We start from the raw sequence: 24,681 nt of genomic DNA, 5'->3' as shown, positions 1-24,681 counted from the left end.
TGTGTTGCTTGTACCCCGAAAGGAAGAAAAAGATGAGAATTGCAGTCGTAGGATTATTTCATGAAACAAATACGTTTGCACCTGGTCGAACCGACATAGAAGCATTTCGATCCGAATGGGTACAGGGTAATGAGGCATACCTGTCACGTTACTCAAATACGAGGACCTCTATGGGCGGTGTGCTCGACGGCTTGCAGGACGAAGAGGTGGAGATCTCCTGCGGCTTACATACAGGAGCAACACCAAGCGGGATGATTTCAGGCGAAGATGCGGAGACTTTGTTGAACGCAGTTATAGATTCGATTGATCATACAGCCGATGGGATCATAGCTGTGCTGCATGGTGCTATGGTGGCCGAAGGGCTTCCTGATATGGAGGGAGAATTCCTTCGTCGGGTGCGGGATCAAGTGGGTGTCACAATGCCGATTGCCGCAACATTGGATCTTCATGCGAATATAAGCCAAGAGATGGTGCAGCATGCAAATATCCTTGTTGGATTTGATACTTATCCTCATATCGATGCTTATGAAAGAGCCGTTGAAGCAGTGAAGCTATTGGTTCGTACAGTTCGATGCGACATCCATCCAGTGATGGCCCTGTCGAAGCCTGGTATGCTCATCGTGCCGCAGGTTATGTTGACGGATGAGGAAGGGCCTATGAAGGAGCTGATGGACAGGGCATTCGCGATTGAAGACGACCCCTCTGTTCTTAATGTCTCAGTAATTGGTGGTTTTCCTTATAGCGATGTACCTGATGCAGGCTTAGCCTTTATCGTGACGACGAATGATGATCTGTCTCTCGCACAGAGGTATGCGGATGAACTGAAGCAGATGGCATGGGATCGCAGGGCACGATTCGTATACACTGCTTATCCAGCCGAGGAAGCCGTCGCAAAGGCGATGTCGATATCAGTTGGTCCAGTTATTTTGGTAGAAGGCTCAGATAATGTAGGCGGCGGATCTCCAGCAGATGCAACCCATTTACTCAAGCATTTAACTAACCCTCCCCGTAAGAGCCTTATCGTCATTTGCGATATAGAAGCATCTTTGGAGGCTCACCGAATTGGCGTAGGCGCCGTATTTGAAGCTGAGATTGGTGGCAAAAGCGATAAACTGCATGGTGAACCTGTAGGGGTGAAGGGAATCGTCCGCACGTTGTTTGATGGCAGATATACGCATATCGGGCCTTACATGACAGGCCAATGGGCTGATATGGGGAAGTCGGCGGTTATTGAAGCTGGGCTGCTATCGATTGTATTGACGGAAAAACGAACGGCTCCCTGGGATCCAGGACATATAAACTCAGTCGGACTAAGAGCAGAGGATTTTCATGCCATTGTGGTCAAATCGGCTATTGCTTGGAAAACCGCGTTTGGCCATGTTTGCCAATATATTGTTCCAGTGGATACGCCAGGCTGCTGCGGTTCTAATTTAGCACATTTTCAATATGAACAATTACAGCGTCCCATCTATCCATTTGACGACATTTAATCGGGAGGTAATCATACTATGTTTCAAATAGATAAGTCCAAAGCGAAATACGAGCAGGCTAAACAGCATCTTGCGGGTGGCGTGGCTAGTTCGCTGCGAGCTTCCATGAAACCGACCCCGCTTTATGCAGAATCAGCGAAAGGCGCAAGACTTCGTGATGTTGATGGAAATGAATTCATCGATTACTTACTGGCGTATGGACCACTTATTTTAGGGCATGCGCATGATGGACTAACGGATGCGATTCTAATGGCTATGCGCAAGGGATATACATATGGTTTGCAGCATGATGGGGAAATAGAGCTAGCCGATTTATTAGTGGAAATATTGCCTTGCGCAGATAAGGTTGCTTTAAGCGGATCCGGTACGGAAGCCGTCATGCTGGCGCTCCGTCTCGCTCGGGCACATACAGGTAAACGAAAGGTAGTCCGATTTCATGGACATTATCACGGTTGGTCCGATTCAATTTTTACTTCCTTTCCAGGAGCGGGCTTACAGCAATCCACTGCAGCCAAGCAGGCAGCTACAGTTCCTCCCGGAACGATGGGGCAAAGTGAAAGCAGTTTGGAGGATATTATTCTTTTGCCATGGAACGATGTGGTTTCATTAGAATCCACCTTGCGAGCACACGCCGGTGAAATTGCCGCGGTCATTTCTGAACCGGTGATGTGTAATTCAGGCTGCATTCAGCCGAATGTGGGGTATTTGGAAGAGCTGCGTCGTCTGACGGAGGAGCTGGGAATTGTATTTATTTTGGATGAAGTCATAACAGGCTTTCGTCTGGGACTGGGAGGAGCGCATGAACGCTTCGGAATTAAGCCGGATTTGGTGACGATTGGTAAGGCGATGGGCGGCGGAATAGCCGTCAGTGCAGTTGGTGGAAAAGCGGAGATCATGAAGCATATCGATACCGCAGAGGTAAGTCATTTGGGCACATTAAACGGAAATGGCGTGGCCACTGCAGCAGCTCTTGCAACCATCCGTGAGTTAGCCAAGGATAACGGTGCTGTGTATGCTCGAATGGAGGAGCTATTCATCAAGCTTTCGACTGGAATCCGTGAGCTGTTGCACAAACGACATATTTCTGGTGTGATTAATCAGGTTGGCCCTGTTTTCCACATGATGTTTATTGATGAAAAGGAAGTTAATAATTTCGACACGTTCAATAAAAGAGATAGCGGAAAGTATGCCCGATTTGCTGAATTGATGCTGGAGGAAGGCGTACTGCTACGACCTAATGGTCTCTGGTATATTTCAGCTGTTCACGAGCAAGCGGATATCGATGCAACCTTGCTGGCTGTTGACCGTGCACTAGGGCTATTAGTCGTATAGAAGAGAGCCGATCCGGCAGTTTGGACTCCCTGGTTTACACCTCGGATATGATTATCTATTGTAGCGGTAAAATAGAGTTGAGAGATAAGGGAGGCATTGAGCCTCTCTTTTATTTATAGACTGGAGAAGCTAAGTTGATCATTTCATTCTCTGTATGGGGTTACATCTATGGTACAATTGACTTTATTATATTGACGAGGGTGATTCTGATGCTCCATAGGCTAATAAGGGCTTCAAAAGGCCGAAATTTTTTGGTCAAGTTGGTAACGCTTACGCTGCTCGTATCCGTGGTGCCTCTTCTCCTGCTCAGTCTTTTGTTTTACCAAAATACGAGGTCGACGATGAAAGCTGAGTTACAAGCAGCGAATATGGCTTCGCTTAGCAAATCCGTACAAGCGATGGAGCTCGTCATCGACCAGATCGGAATCAGCTTCATGCAATTTATTTCCGATAGTACTTATCGCGATTATGCCAAATTTCCCCGAGGTGAATATTATGAGCGATTGAATGGCGCTTTACATGCTGATGATATGCCGGGCTTGCAGAAATATTTGATGAGTAAGGCGAAGCTGAGCTTTAATATCGACAATCTGAGGATGTCTAGCAGCTTTATTGATTCCGTTTACATGTTCGATCGCAGCAAAAATATGATGTTGACGCAAAACGATCTGCAATATCCAATAGATCGCTTCTACGACAGAGACTGGGATCTTGGTTTGTCGGAGAAAAGTCATGCGTATCCGATCATTATGGATGTGCGCAACGCTGTTAAATCGAACGGGACGAGCAAACTAGTCATTCCGATCGTATTCAGGTCCAGCGACGAAGACAATTATATCGTGTTCAATCTCGATGCGCAGCTCGTATACAACAATATATTCAAGAGGCTGGGCGGCAAGCAGAGCGGCAGCATCTTAGTCTATACCCAGGGACACAAGCTCATGTTATACGATCACGCCGATAAGCTCGCCATTGAGGCCGATGAAAATTTACAGAAATCGGAACAGCTGGGCGACTCAGCGGGAGCGGTTGAGATTCGTCTCGACAATTACCGTGTCATGGCAACCTTCCAGAATTCCTCGGCACTCGGCTGGACGTTCGTTAGCTTAACCGATCTGGACGTGCTCTACACGAGCATCAACAATTTGCGCAGTATTATGGCGACAATTGGAACCTTATTGTTCGTTGCGACTACACTTCTCGCGTTACTGACCAGCCGCAACATTTACAACCCAATCCGCAATTTGCTCTATTACGTTATCAACCACAATAACTCCGTTCCGGCACTTCCTGGTCAAGGTCAGCTCGGTGAATTGAGGACAATTCGCAACTGGTTGGTAGAAGCCTACGAAGACCGCAAGAGTTTGCAGGTAAGATTGAAGGAAAGCTTGCCTGCTTATCGTGAAAAGTTTTTGCACACGTTGATCAAAACAGGGACATATACAGAAGAGGAGATCAGCGAGCGGATAAGGTTTCTTGATATTGACCTCGGCTTGGAGAACATCATGTTGCTGCTAATTATGGTAGAAGAACCAAAGGAGCAGAAAATCGACGTCGTGAGGAGAAGTATGAATAAGCTTCGGGCAGCCGATATGATCGAGCGGCAACACGTCGGCTCAGGTGAAATGAGGATGGAACTCGTTGAGCTGAGCGAAGAAACGTTGGCGCTTCTAGTCAATTGCACTGAAGACGAGTTCACGGGTATTTTCACGCTTGCCGAACGGATCCAATCGGGAATCCTCAGCGAGATAGGACTTCACTGCTCAATTGGTATTGGCACATACTGCCGCCAGATTACGGATTTAAAGATAGCTTATGAAGAAGCAGTGGAGGCACTCGGCTATCGCGATATGACCGGGCAAGGTGATATTATCTATATCGAAGATATTCGTCCGGATAACGGGAAGAGTTTTCATTATCCGAAGGATAGAGAAGACTCGCTGCAGCACTATATTAAGACCGGAGATAAAAGGGAAGCTCTTCGCGTATTAGGTGAATTGATCGATCAGAGTGTTCAAGGTCAGGGAGGTAAACCACAATTTCGACAGATGCAGCAATCATTGATACGATTGTTGGTAGGGTTGATGGATACCGCAGGTCAATATGGAATCGATTTGCAGAAGTCGATGCAAGTTAAGCAAAACTTGTATTCGGAGCTGCTGCACATGGGTGACCTCGATGGAATTCGCACCTGGTTCACTTCAATCGTCTCAGCTATGGCCGACTCGATCGGTATGGAACATAGGGAGAAGACGAACAGGCACGTCCAGGAAGTGATGGCGATGATTGAACGGGATTGCGGCGACTCGATGTCACTGACACTTATCGCCGAAAAGCTCGGATTGAATCCTTCCTACCTTAGTCGCAGCTTTAAGGAAAAGACAGGACAGACGTTTCTTGTGTACTTGACCGCCTTTCGGATCGAGAAGAGCAAAGAGATGTTGATTCATTCCGATCTGAAAGTCAAGGACATATGTGAACAGCTCGGGTATGTGAAGGTAAACTATTTTATCAAATTGTTCAAAGAATGCACAGGAACGACACCGGGAGAGTTTCGTAAAATGCATGTTCGAACAGTAGAACTTGATGGTACATGAGGGCGGAGCAATCCGTCCTTTTCTCATTGCAAGAATATCCTCAATTTTTCGGGATGCCCTTTTTTTTACTTAGTTACTTTAAGGAAGATGGAGAGCAAGAATGGGGCATTTCGAAGAAAACGATTTCCTATTATGTTGAATAGGGTTAACCACATGGCGGGTTCCGGACCCCTCAGTCTTTATCGCGATCCATCTAGCCAATAAAAGGGAGGCTCATTGTATGTTGAAAAAAGCATTTTCACTTATCCTGGCCAGTTCTGTAGTCGTATCAGTTGCGGCTTGTTCATCAGAAACCAATGAGAACGGTGGAACGAGTACTTCAACCGTTCCAAAGTCAGAGGCATCCAAAAAAATAGAAAAAATTTATTCTTACGCAAACGGCGGTCAAGTATCGCAAACGAAGATTAGTAAACCTGAGGATCTTGAACTCGTCAAGCAGGCTATCATCGACAAGATTGGTATTGAGGTCGTTCCAATTATTCCTCCAAAAGGAACAGAGGGGGAGAAGTTAAACATCTTGTTGGCTTCCAATGAACCTCTCGATGTGTTCCTGGCTGGTAAAATCCCCGATTTCCAAAGCAAAGGGGCTCTCCTGCCATTGAATGATTTGTTAGATAAATATGGAAATAACATCAAACAGCTGTGGCCGAAGAACTGGGCAGACTCTTGGGATGCTGTATCGACAGCAGATAAGAAAATATGGGGGATTCCACGGTTGCCTGCGATAGCAGGAAATACGGTTTACTTGCGTAAGGACTGGTTGAGCAAGGTTGGGATGCAAATGCCGACCACAATCGACGAATTGGAGAATGTACTGAAAACGTTCAAGGAGAAGGACCCGTCCGGATCTGGCCAAACGATTCCGTTGCTTACGACATTGGCTGGCTTGAACAGCTCTCTGGCTGCCGGTTTCATGGGTACTGGGTATGGCAATTGGATCGATACGGACAACAAAGTGAAGCCTGCTGTTATGCATCCAGGATATAAAGAGTTCATCACCAAGATGGCTGACTGGTATCAGAAGGGCTATATCTATAAAGAAGCATTTTCAGCAAAAAACGAACGTATCGTTGAATTGATTAAGCAGAATCGCGCAGCTGTTTACGCAGGCTGGTACTCGACATTGGCAGGTAACGAAAGCGCGCTGAAGCAGAACGACGCTAATGCCAAATATGAGGTTGCGGTTGATCTGAAAGGACCTAAAGGTTCTGTGACCAGTATGGGTGGTATTGATGTTAGCGGATGGGCCATCAGCAAAAATTCGAAAAATCCGGAAGCAGTCATGAAGTATATCAATTGGCTGCATTCAGATATTGAAAATTACTTCCTTGCGTTTTATGGCATTGAGGGCAAGCACTGGCAGTATGTAGATGAGAAAAATCATGTGTTGGAGACTTTGAACACGGATTATGCCGGTGAGTTGGTTCTCGGATCGACGTTTGCGTATACGGTCCAGTTTGAAACGAAGGACCCGGTAAATGCGCCGCAATTTGACTATATGCGCAAATATATTACGAATACGAACCGTGCTGCTATGCCTGGCGATGCCAAAGAAGCGTATAAATACGATAACGTTGCCATTAACCAACAAGTGCCTGCACTGTCGGATTTGAACCGCATGATGGAAGAGGAAGTAACGAAATTCATCATGGGAGCAAGACCAATTTCGGAGTACGACAAATTCCTTCAAGAGTTGAACAAAGCTGGTATGGACAAATGGATTGAGGCTTACACTGCTCAGAATATGAAGATTAAGGGGACGAAAGGTTAATCGTTTGAGGCAAGATATCGCTCGGTATAAACACAAGGACATGCGCGATGTTCGCCCGGCTTTTGCTGGGCGGGCCTCCGCAGCCGGATCAAAGGCAGCTGGTTTGTATGACGGCAGCCGGGAGATTTTGGGGGAAGGAGAACGTTAACATGAAGGCACAAGCCACTAACGGTATGCTGAAGTTCATGCGTAAGAACAAGCTGTACTATGCGCTTATATTACCCGGACTGCTTTATTTTCTAATCTTCCAGTATGTACCGCTGTACGGAATTATTATTGCTTTCAAAGATGTAGCGCCGTTTGACGGTCTCAGAGGCATATTTACCTCGGAGTGGGTCGGGCTTAAGCATTTTCGCGCATTCACCGGTTCTTATTATTTTTGGGAAATATTAGGAAATACTCTTTTAATCAGTTTTTACCGATTGTTATTTGGATTTCCGGCCCCGATTTTGCTGGCACTGCTGATGAATGAAGTCAGAATTGCCGCTTTTAAAAAGATTGTACAGACGATATCCTATCTCCCACATTTTATTTCTATGGTTGTTATGGCGGGTTTGATCACAACAGTCTTTGCATTGGATGGGGGCATCATCAATGTGTTGCTGCAGAAGCTTGGGATAAATCCAGTTTATTTTCTTGGAGACAACAACTATTTTCGCAGCGTGCTTGTAACGTCAGGCATCTGGAAGGATGTCGGATGGGGTACGATCGTATATTTGGCTGCGATCGCGGGAATCAATTCTGAGCTGTACGAAGCTGCTGTTGTAGACGGAGCCGGAAAGATCAAGCAAATATGGCATATCACGATTCCAGGAATCATGTTCATCGTCGTCATCATGTTTATATTTGCAGTCGGCGGATTGTTGAATGCAGGGTTCGAACAAATTTTCCTGCTGTATTCACCACCTGTATATAAAGTTGCTGACATCATCGATACGTATGTATATCGAAAGGGCATGGTTGAGATGCAGTACTCATTCGCGACGGCTGTTGCTTTGTTTAAATCATTTATCGCTATGATTTTGCTGTTAGGCACCAACTATTTGGCCAAAAAATTAGATCAAGAAGGCATTTGGTAGAGGGTGGATCGTTATGATAAATAGAAAAACCTCATTCGGCGAGCAACTTTTTCAAGTCGGCAATTTTGTGTTCTTGTCACTAGTGTCACTTACGTTCCTGCTTCCATTTTTGGTGATTTTGTCGACGTCCTTCGTTAGCGAGACCGAGCTTATCCGCAGAGGAAGCTTCATCCTATTCCCGCAGCAATTGGACTTAACGGCTTATAAAGTATTGCTTAGCGGAACATCAACTTTGTACCACGCGTACTACATCACGATTATGCGCGTCGTTGTGGGTACATCGCTCAATCTGATATTTACGGCAATGATGGCTTACGGTTTGGCGCGTAAGCAGTTGCCTGGACGGAATGTGGTGATTTCCCTCATCTTCGTTACTATGCTGATCGATGGCGGGCTTATTCCGAATTATTTACTCATGAAGGGGCTGCATCTGACCAATACATTCTGGGTCATGATACTTCCTGGGCTTGTCAACGCCTGGTATCTGATCATCATGAAAAATTTCTTCACGCAAATTCCGGACAGCCTTGAGGAATCCGCTACGATTGACGGCGCCTCGCCACTGCGAATACTTGTCAGTATCGTGATCCCGCTTAGTCTGCCGACGTTTGCGACAATCGGGCTGTTCTACGCAGTCGGCCACTGGAATGCCTGGTTTGACGCGATGATCTACATCAACGACACCGACAAGCTTCCGGTGCAGGCAATTATGAGGCAAATTGTGCTTCAATACAGCGCAGTTGATATCAATCAATCGGTCTTTGCAAGTTTAGCGGAGAAGCCTACGGCGGAAAGTGTCAAGGCAGCCGCCATCATGGTGACGACATTGCCGATTTTGTTCGTATACCCTTTTCTTCAGAAGCATTTTGTAAAAGGTGTACTGACAGGTTCGGTCAAAGGGTAAAGAACCGATTTCATTCGAAGGAGAGATGACATGGCTGGCTTGTGCATGAATGAAGACAACAACCATTTTTATTATAATCGGCGCGACTGCGAGGTGACTCGCGCGGAAATTGAAGCGCTTGTCGATCAATATGCGGATACACAGGTAAAGGAATTTTTCGTTAATGTAAATGCAATGCGAACGTCATTCGACAGCAAGGTGTGGGATTCATTCTGGACGGGATACGATCCTGAGGCTGGGGACGATCAGCCGCTTTTTCAAAGCCTGCCGGAAGAATCGCGCACATCTACGCGAGCATGGATTCACCGTGCTTGGCAAATTCATCGAGATGGTCTGGACTTCTGCGGCATCTTGCTGGGTCGTGCACGGGAGAAAGGACTGTCACCATGGGTATCGGTCCGGATGAATGATGTTCACTGCGTGAATGATGAGACTCACCCGTTGATCGGCGGATTCTGGCGTGAACACCCGGAACTGAGGCGGGTACAGCACCGCTTCGCAGCGTGGACGGACAAAGCGTTCGACTTCGGCAAAGCGGAGACCCGGGAGTATCATTTCCGATTAATCGAGGAAGTGGCGGACAGATATGAGTTCGACGGAATTGAACTCGACTGGATGCGATTTGCCTTCCACTTTAAACCGGGTGAAGAAGAGTCCGGTAGAGCACATTTGACTGCTTTCCTGCGACGAGTCAGGGAATTGCTCGACCGTAAAGGAGAGGAACGCGGTATTCAAATCAAGATCGGCTGCCGTGTGCCTTCACGACCACAGACAGCCTTCGATCTCGGAATGGATGTAATGCTTTGGGCTCGCGAAGGACTCGTCGATATGCTGGTTCCGACCCCATTCTGGGAAACGATTGAAACAGATATGCCGATCGAGCTATGGAAGCAGCTGCTGGAAGGCAGCGGTACGGTGCTGGCTGCAGGACTTGAACTGCTTATTCGTGCGTATCCAGCAAGCCCTCTGCGGCAGACTAATACGCTAGAGACGGTTCGCGGGGCAGCCGCATCTTTCCTTGCGCGTGGCGCCGACCGGGTTTACTTGTTCAATTACATGGACGCTGATACGGCAATCTCGGATTTGCACCATTACCCCTTACTGCTGCGGGAAGTGGGAGAACTTGCTACGTTGCAGAATAAACCAAGACGTCACGTGCTCACATACGCAGATACATGGTCACCTGGGGATCCACGGGCAACGGCGCTGCCTATTGATCTGAAACCCGGTCAGAACTGTGAGGTTCGCATCCCGATTGGGCACAAGCCACTGCCGGAAGAAGAGGCAGCGGTTGTGATTGCAGTAGGATCCGATGTTGGTGTGAAGCAGTTAAAGGTTTATGTGAACGGAGAAGCTTGCGGAATCGGCCATCCAGTGGAGTTGCCGAAGCCCAAACCTGAAGGGCAAGCTTATGCGTACTCCATACCATCATCCGCTCTGAAGGATGGCTACCAGATGGTCGACTTCATGACTGTTGAAGGAAATGATCAGGCGCGTACGACGATTCAATGGGTAGAATTGCGTATCGAGTAGTAGTAGGGAGAACTGGTTATCATTCTCAATCCGAAGCGTTCCGCTCTACCCATCTTAATAAGAAAAGAAGTGATATCGTGTGGAATATATGCTCAGAGTGCGGTACTGAACAGCCTGAATCTTATTTGTACGCGTGCCCATCGTGCGAAGGTATTCTGCTTCCGCAGTATGAGAACGGTCATTTGTCGATAAGCGACAGCACGCAGAAAGGAATCTGGCGTTATCACGCGAGTCTTCCTCCCGTGCCAGCGAAAAGCAGGCTTTACTTGGGAGAAGGCATGACGCCACTTATTCCGAGTGTCCGTCTTGGAAGGAAACTAGGCATCGGTGAATTGTATTTTAAATACGAAGGCGGTAATCCGACCGGTTCTTACAAGGATCGCATTGCCGCAATGGGGTTATCCTGGGCTCTCGGGCAGGGGAGGGGAGCTTGCATTGGAACCTCATCAGGTAATGCCGGAGCCGCTATTGCGGCTTATGCAGCCCGTGCCGGTATGCCTTATCATTTATTCGTCCTTGAGAATGTGGCAGAGGCAAAGCTGGCTCAGTCGCTTCTGTACAAAGCGAATGTTCGCAAGATTAAGGGCTTCGGAAACGATCCAGAAATCGGGATGAGAGTCTTCGATCGCATTTTTGAGGGGGCCGCAGATCATGGGTGGGAAGTTATGATCACCGCTTTCCGCTACAATCCGTATGCAATGGAAGGCGTTAAAACCATTGCTTATGAAATTTATGAAGAATTGAAGGGCATGCCCTCACATGTTTATTCACCTGCTGGCGGTGGCGGATTATACTGCGGTATCTGGAAAGGCTTTAATGAAATTTATGAAAGTGTGCGAACGGCGGCTGCACCCTGTATGGTTGCCGTCCAGCCGGAGGGCTGTTCCAACATCGTAAGGGCGTATCAGGCTGGATCGAAGGAGCCGTTGCCTGGTTCGTCAACGTCGCAAATCTCAGGCTTGCAAGTACCAAATCCTCCCGACGGCAAGCTGGCGCTGCAAATCATGAATCGCGGTGGGGGCAAGGGCATAGCCGTCAGTGATTCGCTCATTTGGGAGACTCAGAGATTACTTGCCGTGGAGGAAGGAATCTTCTGCGAGCCGGCTGGTGCTGCTTCAGTAGCTGGATTGATTCGCGATTGTGAGGAAAACCCCGGTCGGTCCTTGGATAAAGTTGTCTGTGTGATCAGTGGTAACGGCTTCAAGGATGGCAAACGATTGTCGGATATGACCTCGGAGATTCATGTTCCATGCCTGGACGTCGAGCATTTGGATATATAAAGTCACAACATAGAAGGGAATGATTCCATGGTTAAGATCCGCTTGGGTATGATTGGACTTGGCCGCTTCGCCGAGCTGCATGCCCGCATATTAAGTCGTATCCCGAACGTTGAAGTCGTGGCCCTCTGCGACCGCAATTCCGAAAGACATGATCGCTTTAGGGAATGGTTCCCAGATGCCCGCTTCTACGTGGAATGGTCCGATATGTTAGCCACCGCCGTACTGGATGCCGTCGATGTACTAACTCCGGAGCATCTTCATATGGAACCAGTCAAAGCAGCTCTAAGCCAAGGACTGCACGTGTTCGTCGAGAAGCCGCTCGCGCATAATCCTGAAGCTGCTGCCGAATTGGTGCAAGAGGCCGAGACAAACAGAGGCATACTGATGACCGGTCACCTGTTGCGGTTCGACCCAAGATATGCTGCTGTCAAAGAGCGGCTTGCCAAGGGAGACTTCGGCTCCATCCGCTCTATTTATGCGAAACGTAACAATTGGAAGTCCGCTTTCTCCACATATAACCGGATAGAGCCTGTATATATACTTGGTATTCACGATATTGATCTTATGCATTGGTACATGGAAGACGACGTACGTCAGGTCTACGCGACTCGCTCCGCACCGGATGGGTCTGAAGCTGCTGATATGAACTGGGCTATACTTCACTTCAACAAGGGAGGTATCGGGATCATTGAGTGCAATTGGCTCTTGCCTGACAGAGGTCCTTCCTTCCAGGACGTCCGCATGGAGATTATGGCTGAAACGGGGAGCGTTCAAATCATCGACCCTGAGTATGGCGTTACGTATATCGATGAATCGGGACTGGATGTTCCCGCTATCCTTAACTTTCATGAAACACACGGACGTCTGAAAGGCCCGCTCATTGACGAACTTGAGCATTTCGTCGATTGTGTGTCCGCTGGCAAACATTCGGATATCTTGAAGCCAGTTGATTCTTACCGTGCGGTGCGTGTCGCATGGGCTGTGCTTCAGTCAGCGAAGACGGGGCAGCCTGTAGACCTACCGCAGTTGATGGTAGGGAATAAAGTGTGAAATTAACAGAGCGGGTTTATGTTGTTGGTGGAGGCAGCTTGGGTTACGGATTAAGTAGTCCCTATGACTGCAATGTTTATGCGATCGATAGCGAGGAAGGGGTACTACTGATAGATGCCGGATCCGGGCTTGGAGAAGATGCTATTCTAAATCGGCTGAGGGATGATGGGATTATGCCCGAACGTGTGAATGCACTGGTGCTTACACACGCCCACTCCGATCATGCTGGAGGCGCGAGAGGTCTAAAAGATCAGCTTGGATTACTCGTCATGGCTTCCAAGCGGACTGCAGCGATCGTGGAAAGCGGGGATGAGGCGCAACTCGGGCTCGAGCAGGCAAGACGGGACGGGATTTATCCAGAGCAGTACCAATTCAAGTCGTGCCCCGTGGATCGTATCCTCCGCGAAGGGGATATCATTTCGAGAGGGGCTTTTCGGCTGCGGGTGTTGTATGTTCCCGGCCATAGCCATGACATGATCGCATTATTCGATGACAGCTCGCAGACGCTATTTGCCGCTGATACAGTCTTCTCTGGCGGCAAGCTGGCTATAATCGATACAGAAGATTTCTCTATGAAAGATTACCGCTCTACAATAGCCAAACTGTCTTCCTTGAAAGTGGAACGGTTGTTTGCCGGACACGGGGAAGCACTGCTCGAACGCGGTGGTGATGCTGTGCGTCTTGCTCATGAGCGTTTCGAGCAGGAGCATCCACCGTTAAGTATTGTATAAAGGGGAGGTGTGCCAGGTGACAGCGGAAAGCATATCGATCGAACAATTTACATGGAATCGAAGTTCACGGTCAGTGAAACATAACTATCGGCTGCTTTTAGAAGACAACTCGAAAGAGGATGAAATATGGATCCCTGCCTTTGAATTAGCAGGTGCTGAAGACGGACCAAATCTGCTAATTCTGGCAGGTGTTCATGGTGATGAATATGAAGGGATCGAGACGATACTGCGGTTATTCAGTGCCATGCAGCCCGAGGATCTTAAAGGGAATGTCTTGATGATTCCTTGTGCGAATCCCTACGCTTACCGTGGGGGTACACGCGTAAGCCCGGACGATGGTGTAAATTTGGCCCGTGTCTTCCCGGGGAAGCAGAGGGGGACGGTAACGGAGAAATTGGCATATGAGCTTCATCATCGCATGATAGCCAATGCAGATTTCATGCTCGATTTGCACAGTGGTGGAACCCATTATGCGGTTGCGTCACTAGTTGGCTACTATCACGAAGAAGAATCTGCTTTTAGCCGCCGATGCCGGGAAGCTGCAGAGGCATTCGGCTCTTCTCTGCTCTGGGCGCACAACGAGATTGCACCTGGCAGAAGCGTATCATCGGCGCAATCACTGGGTATTCCATGGCTGTATACGGAGGCCTACGGAGGACGCAGGGTGCGTCAAGAAGATGCCAGAATGTTCTATGACGGTACGATTCGGCTTATGAACCATCTTGAAATGCTCGTCGATCCGCTCGAATGGCCCGTCAGTAAGCCGGTTATTGAACCTAAAACGATATACAGCGACGGCAACTTCGATCATTCGGCGACAGCGGAAGAGGATGGTTTCTTCGTTCCTGCAATTTCACTAGAGAGCGAAGTTCGGCAAGGAGACTTAATCGGAACGATATATGGGCTGGATGGTTCGGAGCGGCAGCGCATTCTTGCTGGTAGCGATGGTTTTCTCGTTATGATTCTCGGAACTCCCGTCCTCCGAAAGGGAGATCCTGTATACTTACTAGCCTCGGAAATGAGTGGTTGATTCGCTCATAGGTAACAATATATAGAAGGTAGGAACTGACAATGAAATCATTTGACTTGGATAAATTCAGAGGCGTTACTGTTGCTATAAATTCCTGTTACGACAATAAAGGGGAAGTCCGTCCAGAAGCTGTCAAACAGATGGTCCGGTTCTTGATCCAAAGGGGAGTGAACGGGGTTTATGTTTGTGGAAGCACCGGCGAAGGCCTGCTGCAGAGTGTGGAGGAGAGAAAGCGGGTACTTGAAGCAGCCATTGCGGAAAGCAACGGGGAAATTGCGGTCATTGCACATATCGGAGCCGTGAATACGAGGGACAGTATTGAACTAGCAATTCACGCTGAGCGTGTTGGAGCGGACGCCATATCGGCGGTCCCGCCTTTCTATTACCGGCACAGTGAGGAAGCCGTGCAGAAACATTGGACGGCCATAATGAACAGCACGGAACTGCCCTTTATCATTTACCATATTCCCGCAACAACGGGCTTCAACCTTTCAACGGGCCTGCTGCGCCGATTGATTGTAAATCCCAAGGTTATCGGCGTCAAAGTCTCGGTGAGCAGCACTTTCGAGCTGGAGCGTTTCAAATCGATTGGTGGTAATGATTTCCTAATTTTCAACGGTCCAGACGAACAATATCTGGCTGGTCGAGTCATGGGTGCAGATGGCGGTATCGGCGGGACTTACGGTTGCATGCCCGAATTATTCGTGCGTCTGGAACAGTATTATGTCAGAGGTATGTTGATGGAAGCGCAGCGATTGCAGACTTCGATAAATGATATTATATCTGATCTGCTTTCACTACCCACCCATTCCGCGCTGAAAGAAATCATGCGGTTAAGGGGAATCGAATGCGGTACGGTCCGTGCCCCGATGGAAGAGGTACAAGAGTCTCAAACACCGCTCGTACAGAAAATACATAAGAAAATAATGCAAACCATTAGTGAAATGGGACCGCTGATTATTGAATAATACGTAGCACTTCAACGCGATCATCGATTAACTTTTCGAGTAGAGCCCCCTTCCTGGTGGGCTCTATATGACGTGTCATTATCAAAAGCTTTGAATGTCATCAAATGGTGGTTATTGATTCGCATATATTTTACAATTTCTTATTGCCAAGATAACACTTCACAAACACTCAATGACTAGAATGAGTATAGGACAACTGAACAGGCAAGGGTAGGAGACGCGGAGAAAACCCTTCATGGCAGCAAATGAACGGCTAGTGGAAGCTAGCTGAGGTCATTTGTATGCGTGAAGGGTTTTTTGTGTTCTCCAAAACAGATAGGAGGATTTGAAGACGATCGAAAGTAGGTTCATCTGTTTTTTAACGAGTATATAACATGCATTCATCCATTTTCCAAGAAAGGGTTGATTCTATGAAACGATATAAAAAGGTTTTGAATAGTCTACTAGTCGCTGCACTAGTTACTAGCTTAGCACCTATTGGTCTAATGAATGTCCAAGAGGCTCATGCTGCGGAAGATGTAAGAAATTCTCTCGATGTGAGGAAGACGGTTAATGCCCCGGTGATTGATGGGGATCTGGACGAGTCACTTTGGTCAATTAACCAGAGGTTAACGAAACAAACAGGTGGTGGAACGTTTAAAGATAGTAAATTCGGTATGCTCTGGGATAATAAGTACCTGTACATAGGGGTTAAGGCAGATGACGAGAGTCTGACTGCGGCTGGCACCGGGAATTGGTTTGAACAGGATAATATTAATTTCTTTCTAGATCCAACGATGCATCAATCTGCGCCTTATGCAACAGATGATATGCAACTCGGATTTGTGTATCAATCGGATTCTACATCCCCTGAATTTCACTTCGGGGCTGCGACAAATGGACAAAGCAGCAAGGATTCGAATAAGATTTTGCGGGCCATAAAGAAAACCGCAACGGGCTGGTCTTTAGAAACAGCGGTCCCATGGGATATGTTGAAGATGGATCCTGTGCTGACGAAGAAGCTGGGCTTGGAAATTGGCGTAACAGACCGCTATGGGGCGGACGCTGCGCAGCAAAGAAACAGTTACTGGAGTGCGTACCAATCGAGCTCATTTTGGAATGATACCTCTGGTTTTGGGGTGATCAACCTCGTGGACAGCAATCCCGTGACAGATCCGGTGAATCCCGTGCTGCTGCAGGAAAATTTCGATGCGAATCCGACGGGCACGATTCCTTACGGATGGATTTCTGATGTGAACGCGGGAAGCGCGCCGTTTACAGTCGTACAGGATACATATGGTAATGGACGAATGACTTTTGACGGAAAGGCTTCAGGTAAGCAGGGGCGAATTATTGCTCCGGTACAGTGGGATAACTACACGGTTGAAGCGGATGTACGATTCGAAACTGTGCTGGATGCAGGAAGATGGGCAGCATTGATGTTCAGAGTGCCTTCTACGGGGAAAGTGCCTTACAATCAAATGGCTATCCGTCAAAATGGTACCTATGAGTTCGCCTATCGCAAAGCGGACAGCAACTGGTACTCACCAACACCGATTTCGGGTTCTTGGAGAGCATTGACTTTGAACTCCGACTACACGATGAAAGTTCGGGTTTTTGGCAATAACGTCAAGGAGTATATGAAAGCAAAGTCAGATCCTAGCTACACGATGGTGACGGACACAACGTTGCCAGCGACAGTCGTTATGGAGAAAGGAAAAGTAGGGCTGCAAGCGGATCAAAGCAGGGTTTCGTTCGACAACCTGAAGGTAACGCGAATAACGGCAGATCGGCTTGACCTTGTCGTACCTAACACGATGGAAGCGTTGAGCGGTCCGATAAGTGTTACGGGCAGCGTGTATTACTCCGATGGTATTAGTGAAGACATTTTAAACAAACCAATCAAGTACTACTCCTCGGATGAGTCGATCATCAAGGTTTCGAATAATGCGCTATATCCAATTAAGACGGGTAAAGCAACGGTCAGAGTGATTTACGATACGGCTGAGTACTTGCAAGAAGTAACGGTAACACCGAGTACGGTGCCAGCAAAAGTAAATTCCCTAAAGCACGATGATGGTTACTTTGTAGCTACAGTGAATCAGTCGGTACCCTTGAATTCAATCGTGTTTAAAGCAGATTTTAGTGATTTTACGTCAGGTACAGTGACAGGCAGCGATTTGACCTGGGCAACTAGCAGCCCTTCCGTTGTAGTGAATAGTACCAGTCTGAGCGTTCTCCAAAAAGGTGTATACTCCCTAACTGCTCAAAAAGACGGAGTTTCCATTTCAATGTTTGTTGTAGCGAAAGAAGCAACGGATAGTGAGTATGTGCTCTATGAAGAAAATTTTGATCAGCTAACGGAAGGAACGCTTCCCGCAGGCTGGACACGAAAAGAAGGGACGACTGCGAGCAAAGCCGTTGTTAAAACGGGAGGATTCGAATTGGATGCGGCAGCAGCGCCAGATAATCCGTCGCGTGTACTTTTGCCTGAGTTCCTAGGGGCTTTTGGCAATTATAAAATCGAAGCTGATGTGACGCATTTGCAAGCGAACGATAATGCTAGATGGCATTCGATCATGTATCGCATTCAAAATAATGATTATCCGTATTATCAAATGGCAGTCAGAAAAGACGCTACATCGGCAAACGGTATAGAATTTGCTGAAAGAACGACATCAAATGCCTGGAATGTTATGGATACAGGTGCTTTTACGGAAGCTATAGACCCTAGCAAAATGTACCATTACACGGTCAAGGCTTTTGACAATCGTGTGATGGAGATCATAAACGACAAGGTTGTCGTGGATACGGACAATGCAGGTTTGTATGCAAAAGGAAGAATTGGATTACAATCCAACGGCAGCAAAATGAGGGTAGACAATATTCGGATTACTTTACAACGGGATGCGTTGCCTTTATCCGCGACTCAGAAATATGTAAGTGTGACGGAACCTACTACGAAAGTTGCGATGGCTTCCACCGTTGTGACGGAGATTGCAACTGCCAACGATTTATCGAAACTGACAGGTACTTCCTTACCTGCTACCGCCATCTTGCATGTCAACAAGGATCTTAAAGTGACGGATCCTAGCAGTCAAACCGTTATTGGGGATTTGGATGCGATCCTAACTACGCTCGGAACTTCAACGATGGCTGCCTTCTATGTCAAAGATGAGCAGACGGTAGATGCCCTTGTGCCGTATCTGAAAGCGAATAGTATTGAGGATATATTTGTGATATCAAGCAATGGCGATTTGGTTAAAAAGGCCAGACAAGCGTATCCGATCATACGCGGAATCGTGGATTTTACTAGTAAATCGATTGAGAACAACGATCAGCTGCTGGAAATTCGTCGGATAACCAATACAAGCCTCGCACATATTGCGGTGCTTCCACAGCAGGCTGCTACAAGAGAGAATACGAACTATCTACAAATGAGAACGATCATGGTATGGGCGAAAAACGCTTCTACAGCTAATGGGGATAATCTTGCTTTGCATACGCTGATTACTGCGGGAGTTAATGGGATTGTGACGGGCACGCCAAGTGCGGCTTTCAATGCTTTAAGTGTGTATAACAATAACACGACCTTGATACGCAAACCGTACATTATTGGACATCGCGGACTGCCGACGGCTGCGCCAGAGAATACGATTGAAAGTAATATTTTGGCGCTGGATAATGGGGCAGATTTCATTGAAAATGATGTTTACATTTCCAAGGATGGCTACCTCGTCATTCATCATGATGGTGATTTGAAGGGAACGACGAATGGCACGGGCAATATCGAGAATTACACATTGGCCGAAATTAAGGCACTCAATGCCAATAAGCCTCATCCGACGGACTATCCAGATGTGAAAATTCCGACATTGGAAGAACAAATTGACCTCGTTCAGCAACGGGGCAAAATGATCATGAACGAGATTAAGACATCCACACCATCGGCTATTGATGCTTTCGTTCAGTTGGTCCAATCTAAAAATGCCGAAGCTGATATCGACAACATGTCGTTCGTAGCCAATCAGATCTCGCGTATGAACAGTTTGATGCCGACGATGCCTTCAGGCTTGTTATCAAGCTTGTCCGGCGGGAACAACGTGAAAGGCATGCTGCGCACGGTACTTAGCTCCATCCAGCCTTTGAATGCTACGTTCAATAATGGCTACGGCGGTATCTCGCAAAACTTTATGGAGGCTGCTAAGCATCGTGGCATCTTGATTTCACCTTGGACACTCAATGATCGTACAGCGTTTAATCGATTCTTCATAAATGGCGCTTGGGGCTTAACGACCGACTATGCCAACTGGGCTGCAGATATGGCGGCAGCGATTAAACCTGAGAAATCGGAGATTACGCTCGAGAAGAATGAAACGATTCCGATTCAAGCCAGTGTGACAACGTACAAAGGGGATACAACAAGTATCGCACCTGAGATTGTTATGTTGGATGGGCAAAATTCCTTTGAAGTAAACGGTAATGAGATTACAGCGAATGGCAAGGGTTCAGGTGTAGCGCATGCGTTGTTACGATATACCTACACGATGAATGATGGCAATAAGTATGACTTGTACACACAGCCAATCACGCTGAATGGACCAAGTGAGCCAAGTGAGCCAAGTGTACCAGATGACAGTGAGCAAAATGGTGGCAGCGTAGGTGGAGGTACGGAAATTAAGGATTCTCCGTTCAAAGTGACAGATGCGTTGATCCAAGCGGCCATTCAACAATCGGGAACAGACAAAAAGCTGATTGTTGCCGTGCCATTGAATGAGAAGAAGGATCAAGCAGTTGCCATCCTGGCACCAGCAGCCATTCAAGCCGTGTTGTCGGCTGCAAGCAATCATACCGTAATCATTCAAACTGAACTTGGATCCTATGAGCTGAATCTGTCAGCTGTAGATTTGCAAGCTTTGGCAGAGAAGCTCGGAGCATCACAAGATAAGCTTAACTTGACCATTCAAATTAAATTGAACGAAAAAGCTGCTGCCGAAGCAATTGCAACCGGGAAAGATGTCAAGAAAGCCATCGACTTTACGCTTACAGTGGGAACTGAAGAAGGAAAGAGCGAAGAAATGTCCAACTTCCATCAGTTTATTGCTAGATCCATCAAGCTGGATGCTGTAACGGATATTAAGGCATTGGCTGCTGTGCGTGTAGAACAAGATGCGAAAGGCAATACCGTGTATCATCCAGTTCCATTCTCGATTCAAGGTAATGACGTTCTCATCTACAGCCGCACGAACAGCACGTATCTACTGATGGCAAACCCAGTGACTTTCAGCGATTTAGAACATCATTGGTCCAAACAGACCGTGGAATCAATGGCGAATAAAATGATTGTTCAGGGTGTAGGGGCTTCGAGCTTTGCACCTGATCGCCAAGTAACACGTGCAGAGTTTGCCGCTTTACTGGTGAGATCGTTTGGCTTATCTTCCTCACAATCGTCTGCTACAAGTTTTAAGGATGTTAAAGCTGCGGATTGGTTTGCGACGGCAGTTAGCCTTGCGGCAGATGCTGGACTCGTAAGTGGTTATGAAGACCGCACATTCCGACCAGATGCACCGATCTCCCGCCAAGAAATGGCGGTCATGATTGACAGAGCACTGCAATTCGCAGGCTACAGTGCTAAGCTCCAACCAACCAGCTCGGTCACGTTCAGTGACGCAGCGAATATCGCCGAGTGGGCCAAGGATGCGATCCGAACAGCTTCCAAGCTGCAGATTATTAATGGCAGGGATGGAAATACCTTTTCACCACTAAGTACCGGCACTCGTGCAGAAAGCGCAGTGATGCTAAGCCGCATGCTGCAAGCTCTAAACTTTTCTAACTAATGGCATGGTGAGCATCCCCTCTAAGAAAGGAATAGCGGAGGGGATGTTAATCCTGAGCAAACAAATATTTGTTATGGTTAAGGTGGGGGTGGGGGAGCATGTTGAAGAAGTACCCAATTATAGCATCGGTGACCAAAGACGATCAGCTCGCGAAAGTACTTGAAAGTGATGTGACCCGAGTTAATCTGATGACAGGTCATATTGGCAATTTGGAATCCATTATGGGACAGCTTCACCAAGCAGGCAAACAAGTATATGTCCATCTTGAAATGGTAGGCGGCCTTGGCCGGGATGCACATGCGGTAGGGTATTTAGCCGAAAAGTTTAAAGTGGACGGTATTGTTACGACCAAGTCCAATGCAGTTGCGGCAGCTAGACAAGCTGGGATAAAAAGCATACAGCGTATTTTTATTATTGATACGGCTGCCCTACAAACGGCAGTCCGGATGATCAACAGCACACAGCCGGACGAAGTGGAGCTCATGCCAGGCTTAATGCCGAGAGTGATCAAAGAATTGAAAAACACCATCAAACAACCGTTGATTGTCGGAGGTCTTATTCGATACGAAAAAGAAATTGTAGAAGCGCTAGATAGTGGTGCGGATTACATTTCCATTGGAGATCCGAGCATGTGGAACGGACGTTAAGTTTACAAAATGACTAAATTACGATAATTTTCCGCTTACAATTATCCTTTATAGTAAAACTATGAATATCACACGAACTGAAACATCGGGTCGAGACCAGGAGAAAACCCTTGTCCAGGAAAATGTGAAAATAAGCAGGAGCATGCTTGTCATACTCTGAATTGGCTTGTTTTCGTGTTTTTTGGATAAGGGTTATTTTTATTGAAAGTGAGGCAGTACTGTGGCAGATACATCTAGATTTCCTGAACGTGGAATCGATGACAAGATTACTACCCAGCATTTTCAGCGAACACATTCAAGGAAAAGCAGTAAGGAGTTGCATTCATTCAAAGGCTATTTATTCGATTTGGACGGTACCATTTATTCGGGCAGTAAGCTTTTGCCGGGTGTATTGAGCACCGTGAGCTGGCTGCGTGAGCAAGACAAATCGGTGATGTTCGTTACGAATACGACGATTCGGACCAAGGAAAGCGTGCATCAGCGGCTTATCGAATTAGGCGTTCCTTGCGAAGTGGATGAAGTACTCACGGCCTTATGTGTGGCTGGGAAGTTTTTTCAAGAGCTTGAGCCGAATGCGACTGTATTGATGATCGGTGAAGCGGCCATGGAGCTAGAATTGGCGCGTAATCAAGTAAAGACGACAGAGAATCCGCTGCTCGCAACACATGTGCTTGTCGGATTAGACAGGCAGTTTACATTTGAAAAGCTAACGGCGGGCGTGAATGCCCTGCGAAATGGGGCTAAGCTGATCGCTGCTAATCCGGATCCCTTTTGTCCAATCGATGATGGTGTGATCCCGGATACATGGTCGCTTGTGAAAGCACTGGAAACAGCCAGCCTTCAGAAAACCGTCCATGTGATCGGCAAACCATCCGCTTACTATGCGCAAAAGGCCTTCGACCAACTGCATATTTTGCCATCGGAGTGCTTAATGGTTGGTGATCGGTTATCCACCGATATTCAATTCGGGAATTCGAACGATATGTACACCGCACTAGTACTGACTGGTGCTGACGCGAAGAACGACATCGTTAGGACAGGCATTGAACCTGATTATATTTTGCAAGAGCTCAGTGAAATTACATTTAATCAACTTTAGGAGGAAAAACAATGAAAAAAGCACTCGTATCATTACTGATGGTAACCCTGGTAGCAACAGCTTGCGCGAAGGGTGAGAGCAACACGGATACCAAGACAGCTGCAGCATCGACATCCCCGACGGCAAGCGCGGAAGCAACAGCGAACACGAAGCCAGTTGAACTGCAATTTTACTTTCCTGTAGCGGTAGGCGGTCCGATTACGAAACTAATTGATCAGCTAGCTGACGATTTCCACAAAGAAAACCCAACGATTACGGTTAAACCCGTTTATGGCGGCAGCTACCAAGATACGATGACCAAGGTTGCAACTGCTGTACAGGGGGGCAACTCGCCAGACGTAGCCGTGCTGCTTTCGACTGATTTGTACAGCTTGATTTCCATGAAAGCTATTGAAGATTTGACACCTCGCTTCTCCAAAGAGTATTTTAGCGGCTTCTATGAAGCGTTTATGGGGAACACCAAGTCAGGGGATACGGTATGGAGCGTACCGTTCCAACGCAGTACGATCGTGCTGTACTACAACAAGGATTTATTTAAAAAAGCAGGTCTTGATCCGGAGAAGGCGCCTGCAAATTGGACGGAGCTGAAGGAATATGCAGCTAAGCTCACGACCAGTGACAAATCGCAGTGGGGGCTTGAAATCCCGAGCACGGGTTATCAGTATTGGATGACGCAAGCACTATCCCTTCAAACAGGCACCAATATTGTTTCAGCTGACGGCAAGCAAGTGTTCTTCAATAAGCCGGAAGTGCAGGAGGCTCTGCAATTTTACACGGATTTAGGTCGCAAGGATAAAGTTATGCCAGAAGGTACACTGGAGTGGGCAACCGTGCCTTCCGATTTCATTAGCGGGAAAACGGCTATGATGTATCATACAACAGGAAATCTGACCAAAGTCAAAACGGATGCGAAATTCAACTTTGGTGTAGCGTTCCTGCCAGCCAACAAAAAATATGGTTCACCGACAGGCGGCGGTAATCTGTATGTTTTCAAAAATATTCCAGATGACCGCAAAGCAGCATCCGTTAAATTCATTCAGTTCTTGACACAGCCAGATCGTGTAGCGCAATGGTCAATTGATACCGGCTATGTAGGCACGACGAAAGCTGCTTATGAGACAGACAAGCTGAAAAACTACATTAAGGATTTCCCGCAAGCGGCTGTTGCTAGAGATCAACTCCAATATGCGGACAGCGAGCTTTCGACATACCAAAACGGTCAAGTAACGAAACTATTTAACGATAACATCCAAGCAGCTTTGCTAGGAACGATGACGCCGAAAGAAGCTTTGGATAAATCCCAACAGCAAGCGGATGACATTTTGAAAAGCTTTCAAAAATAGCAGCAAGTAAA

General features: G+C 47.3%; 16 protein-coding genes. All 16 read left to right on the top strand.

The annotated features are described in order from the left end of the window. Nucleotides 1-32 precede the first annotated feature (32 nt). The 16 genes from GC096_RS17240 (at nucleotide 33) to GC096_RS17165 (ending at nucleotide 24,670) form a co-directional block, all read left to right on the top strand. Nucleotides 33-1,490 (top strand): M81 family metallopeptidase, encoded by a 1,458-nt coding sequence (locus GC096_RS17240; protein WP_171631867.1) that lies wholly within the window; start codon nucleotides 33-35, stop codon nucleotides 1,488-1,490. A gap of 18 nt (nucleotides 1,491-1,508) precedes the next feature. After that, complete coding sequence (locus tag GC096_RS17235) at nucleotides 1,509-2,822, top strand: aspartate aminotransferase family protein (protein WP_171631865.1); 1,314 nt, start codon at nucleotides 1,509-1,511, stop codon at nucleotides 2,820-2,822. Nucleotides 2,823-3,163: 341 nt separating this feature from the next. Continuing rightward, nucleotides 3,164-5,419: a helix-turn-helix domain-containing protein gene (locus tag GC096_RS17230; protein WP_171631864.1), complete on the top strand. Its 2,256-nt coding sequence runs from the start codon at nucleotides 3,164-3,166 to the stop codon at nucleotides 5,417-5,419. A gap of 220 nt (nucleotides 5,420-5,639) precedes the next feature. Beyond that, complete coding sequence (locus tag GC096_RS17225) at nucleotides 5,640-7,190, top strand: extracellular solute-binding protein (RefSeq protein WP_171631862.1); 1,551 nt, start codon at nucleotides 5,640-5,642, stop codon at nucleotides 7,188-7,190. Between the two features lie 149 nt (nucleotides 7,191-7,339). After that, a complete protein-coding gene (locus GC096_RS17220; protein WP_171631861.1) occupies nucleotides 7,340-8,269 on the top strand; it encodes an ABC transporter permease in 930 nt (309 codons plus the stop codon). A gap of 13 nt (nucleotides 8,270-8,282) precedes the next feature. After that, on the top strand, nucleotides 8,283-9,173 hold the full coding sequence (locus tag GC096_RS17215) for a carbohydrate ABC transporter permease (protein WP_171631860.1): 891 nt from the start codon (nucleotides 8,283-8,285) through the stop codon (nucleotides 9,171-9,173). A gap of 30 nt (nucleotides 9,174-9,203) precedes the next feature. Next, nucleotides 9,204-10,706, top strand: coding sequence for a glycoside hydrolase family protein (locus GC096_RS17210; protein ID WP_171631858.1), 1,503 nt, complete (start codon nucleotides 9,204-9,206; stop codon nucleotides 10,704-10,706). A 77-nt stretch (nucleotides 10,707-10,783) separates the two neighbouring features. Beyond that, nucleotides 10,784-11,986, top strand: a complete 1,203-nt coding sequence (locus GC096_RS17205) for a threonine synthase (RefSeq protein ID WP_171631857.1) — start codon at nucleotides 10,784-10,786, stop codon at nucleotides 11,984-11,986. 27 nt (nucleotides 11,987-12,013) lie between these two features. Further along, nucleotides 12,014-13,036 (top strand): Gfo/Idh/MocA family protein, encoded by a 1,023-nt coding sequence (locus tag GC096_RS17200; RefSeq protein ID WP_171631855.1) that lies wholly within the window; start codon nucleotides 12,014-12,016, stop codon nucleotides 13,034-13,036. Next, nucleotides 13,033-13,767, top strand: coding sequence for an MBL fold metallo-hydrolase (locus GC096_RS17195; RefSeq protein WP_171631854.1), 735 nt, complete (start codon nucleotides 13,033-13,035; stop codon nucleotides 13,765-13,767). Before GC096_RS17200 ends, GC096_RS17195 begins: the two co-directional genes overlap by 4 nt. Nucleotides 13,768-13,783: 16 nt before the next feature. Then, nucleotides 13,784-14,797 carry a succinylglutamate desuccinylase/aspartoacylase family protein gene (locus GC096_RS17190; protein WP_171631852.1) on the top strand — a complete coding sequence of 338 codons (1,014 nt, stop codon included), beginning with the start codon at nucleotides 13,784-13,786 and terminating at the stop codon, nucleotides 14,795-14,797. A 41-nt stretch (nucleotides 14,798-14,838) separates the two neighbouring features. Continuing rightward, entirely contained in the window at nucleotides 14,839-15,765 is a 927-nt protein-coding gene (locus tag GC096_RS17185) for a dihydrodipicolinate synthase family protein (protein WP_171631851.1), read from the top strand. A 410-nt stretch (nucleotides 15,766-16,175) separates the two neighbouring features. Further along, on the top strand, nucleotides 16,176-21,581 hold the full coding sequence (locus tag GC096_RS17180) for an S-layer homology domain-containing protein (RefSeq protein WP_171631850.1): 5,406 nt from the start codon (nucleotides 16,176-16,178) through the stop codon (nucleotides 21,579-21,581). 98 nt (nucleotides 21,582-21,679) lie between these two features. After that, entirely contained in the window at nucleotides 21,680-22,228 is a 549-nt protein-coding gene (locus tag GC096_RS17175) for a glycerol-3-phosphate responsive antiterminator (RefSeq protein ID WP_171631849.1), read from the top strand. Nucleotides 22,229-22,448: 220 nt separating this feature from the next. Continuing rightward, nucleotides 22,449-23,327, top strand: a complete 879-nt coding sequence (locus GC096_RS17170) for an HAD-IIA family hydrolase (protein WP_312886288.1) — start codon at nucleotides 22,449-22,451, stop codon at nucleotides 23,325-23,327. A gap of 11 nt (nucleotides 23,328-23,338) precedes the next feature. Then, a complete protein-coding gene (locus GC096_RS17165; RefSeq protein ID WP_171631847.1) occupies nucleotides 23,339-24,670 on the top strand; it encodes an ABC transporter substrate-binding protein in 1,332 nt (443 codons plus the stop codon). The last annotated feature ends 11 nt before the right edge of the window (nucleotides 24,671-24,681 follow it).

The organism is Paenibacillus plantarum, from assembly GCF_013141695.1.
GTDB classification, from domain to species: domain Bacteria; phylum Bacillota; class Bacilli; order Paenibacillales; family NBRC-103111; genus Paenibacillus_E; species Paenibacillus_E plantarum.
This window is presented reverse-complemented; position numbering and strand designations above follow the sequence as displayed.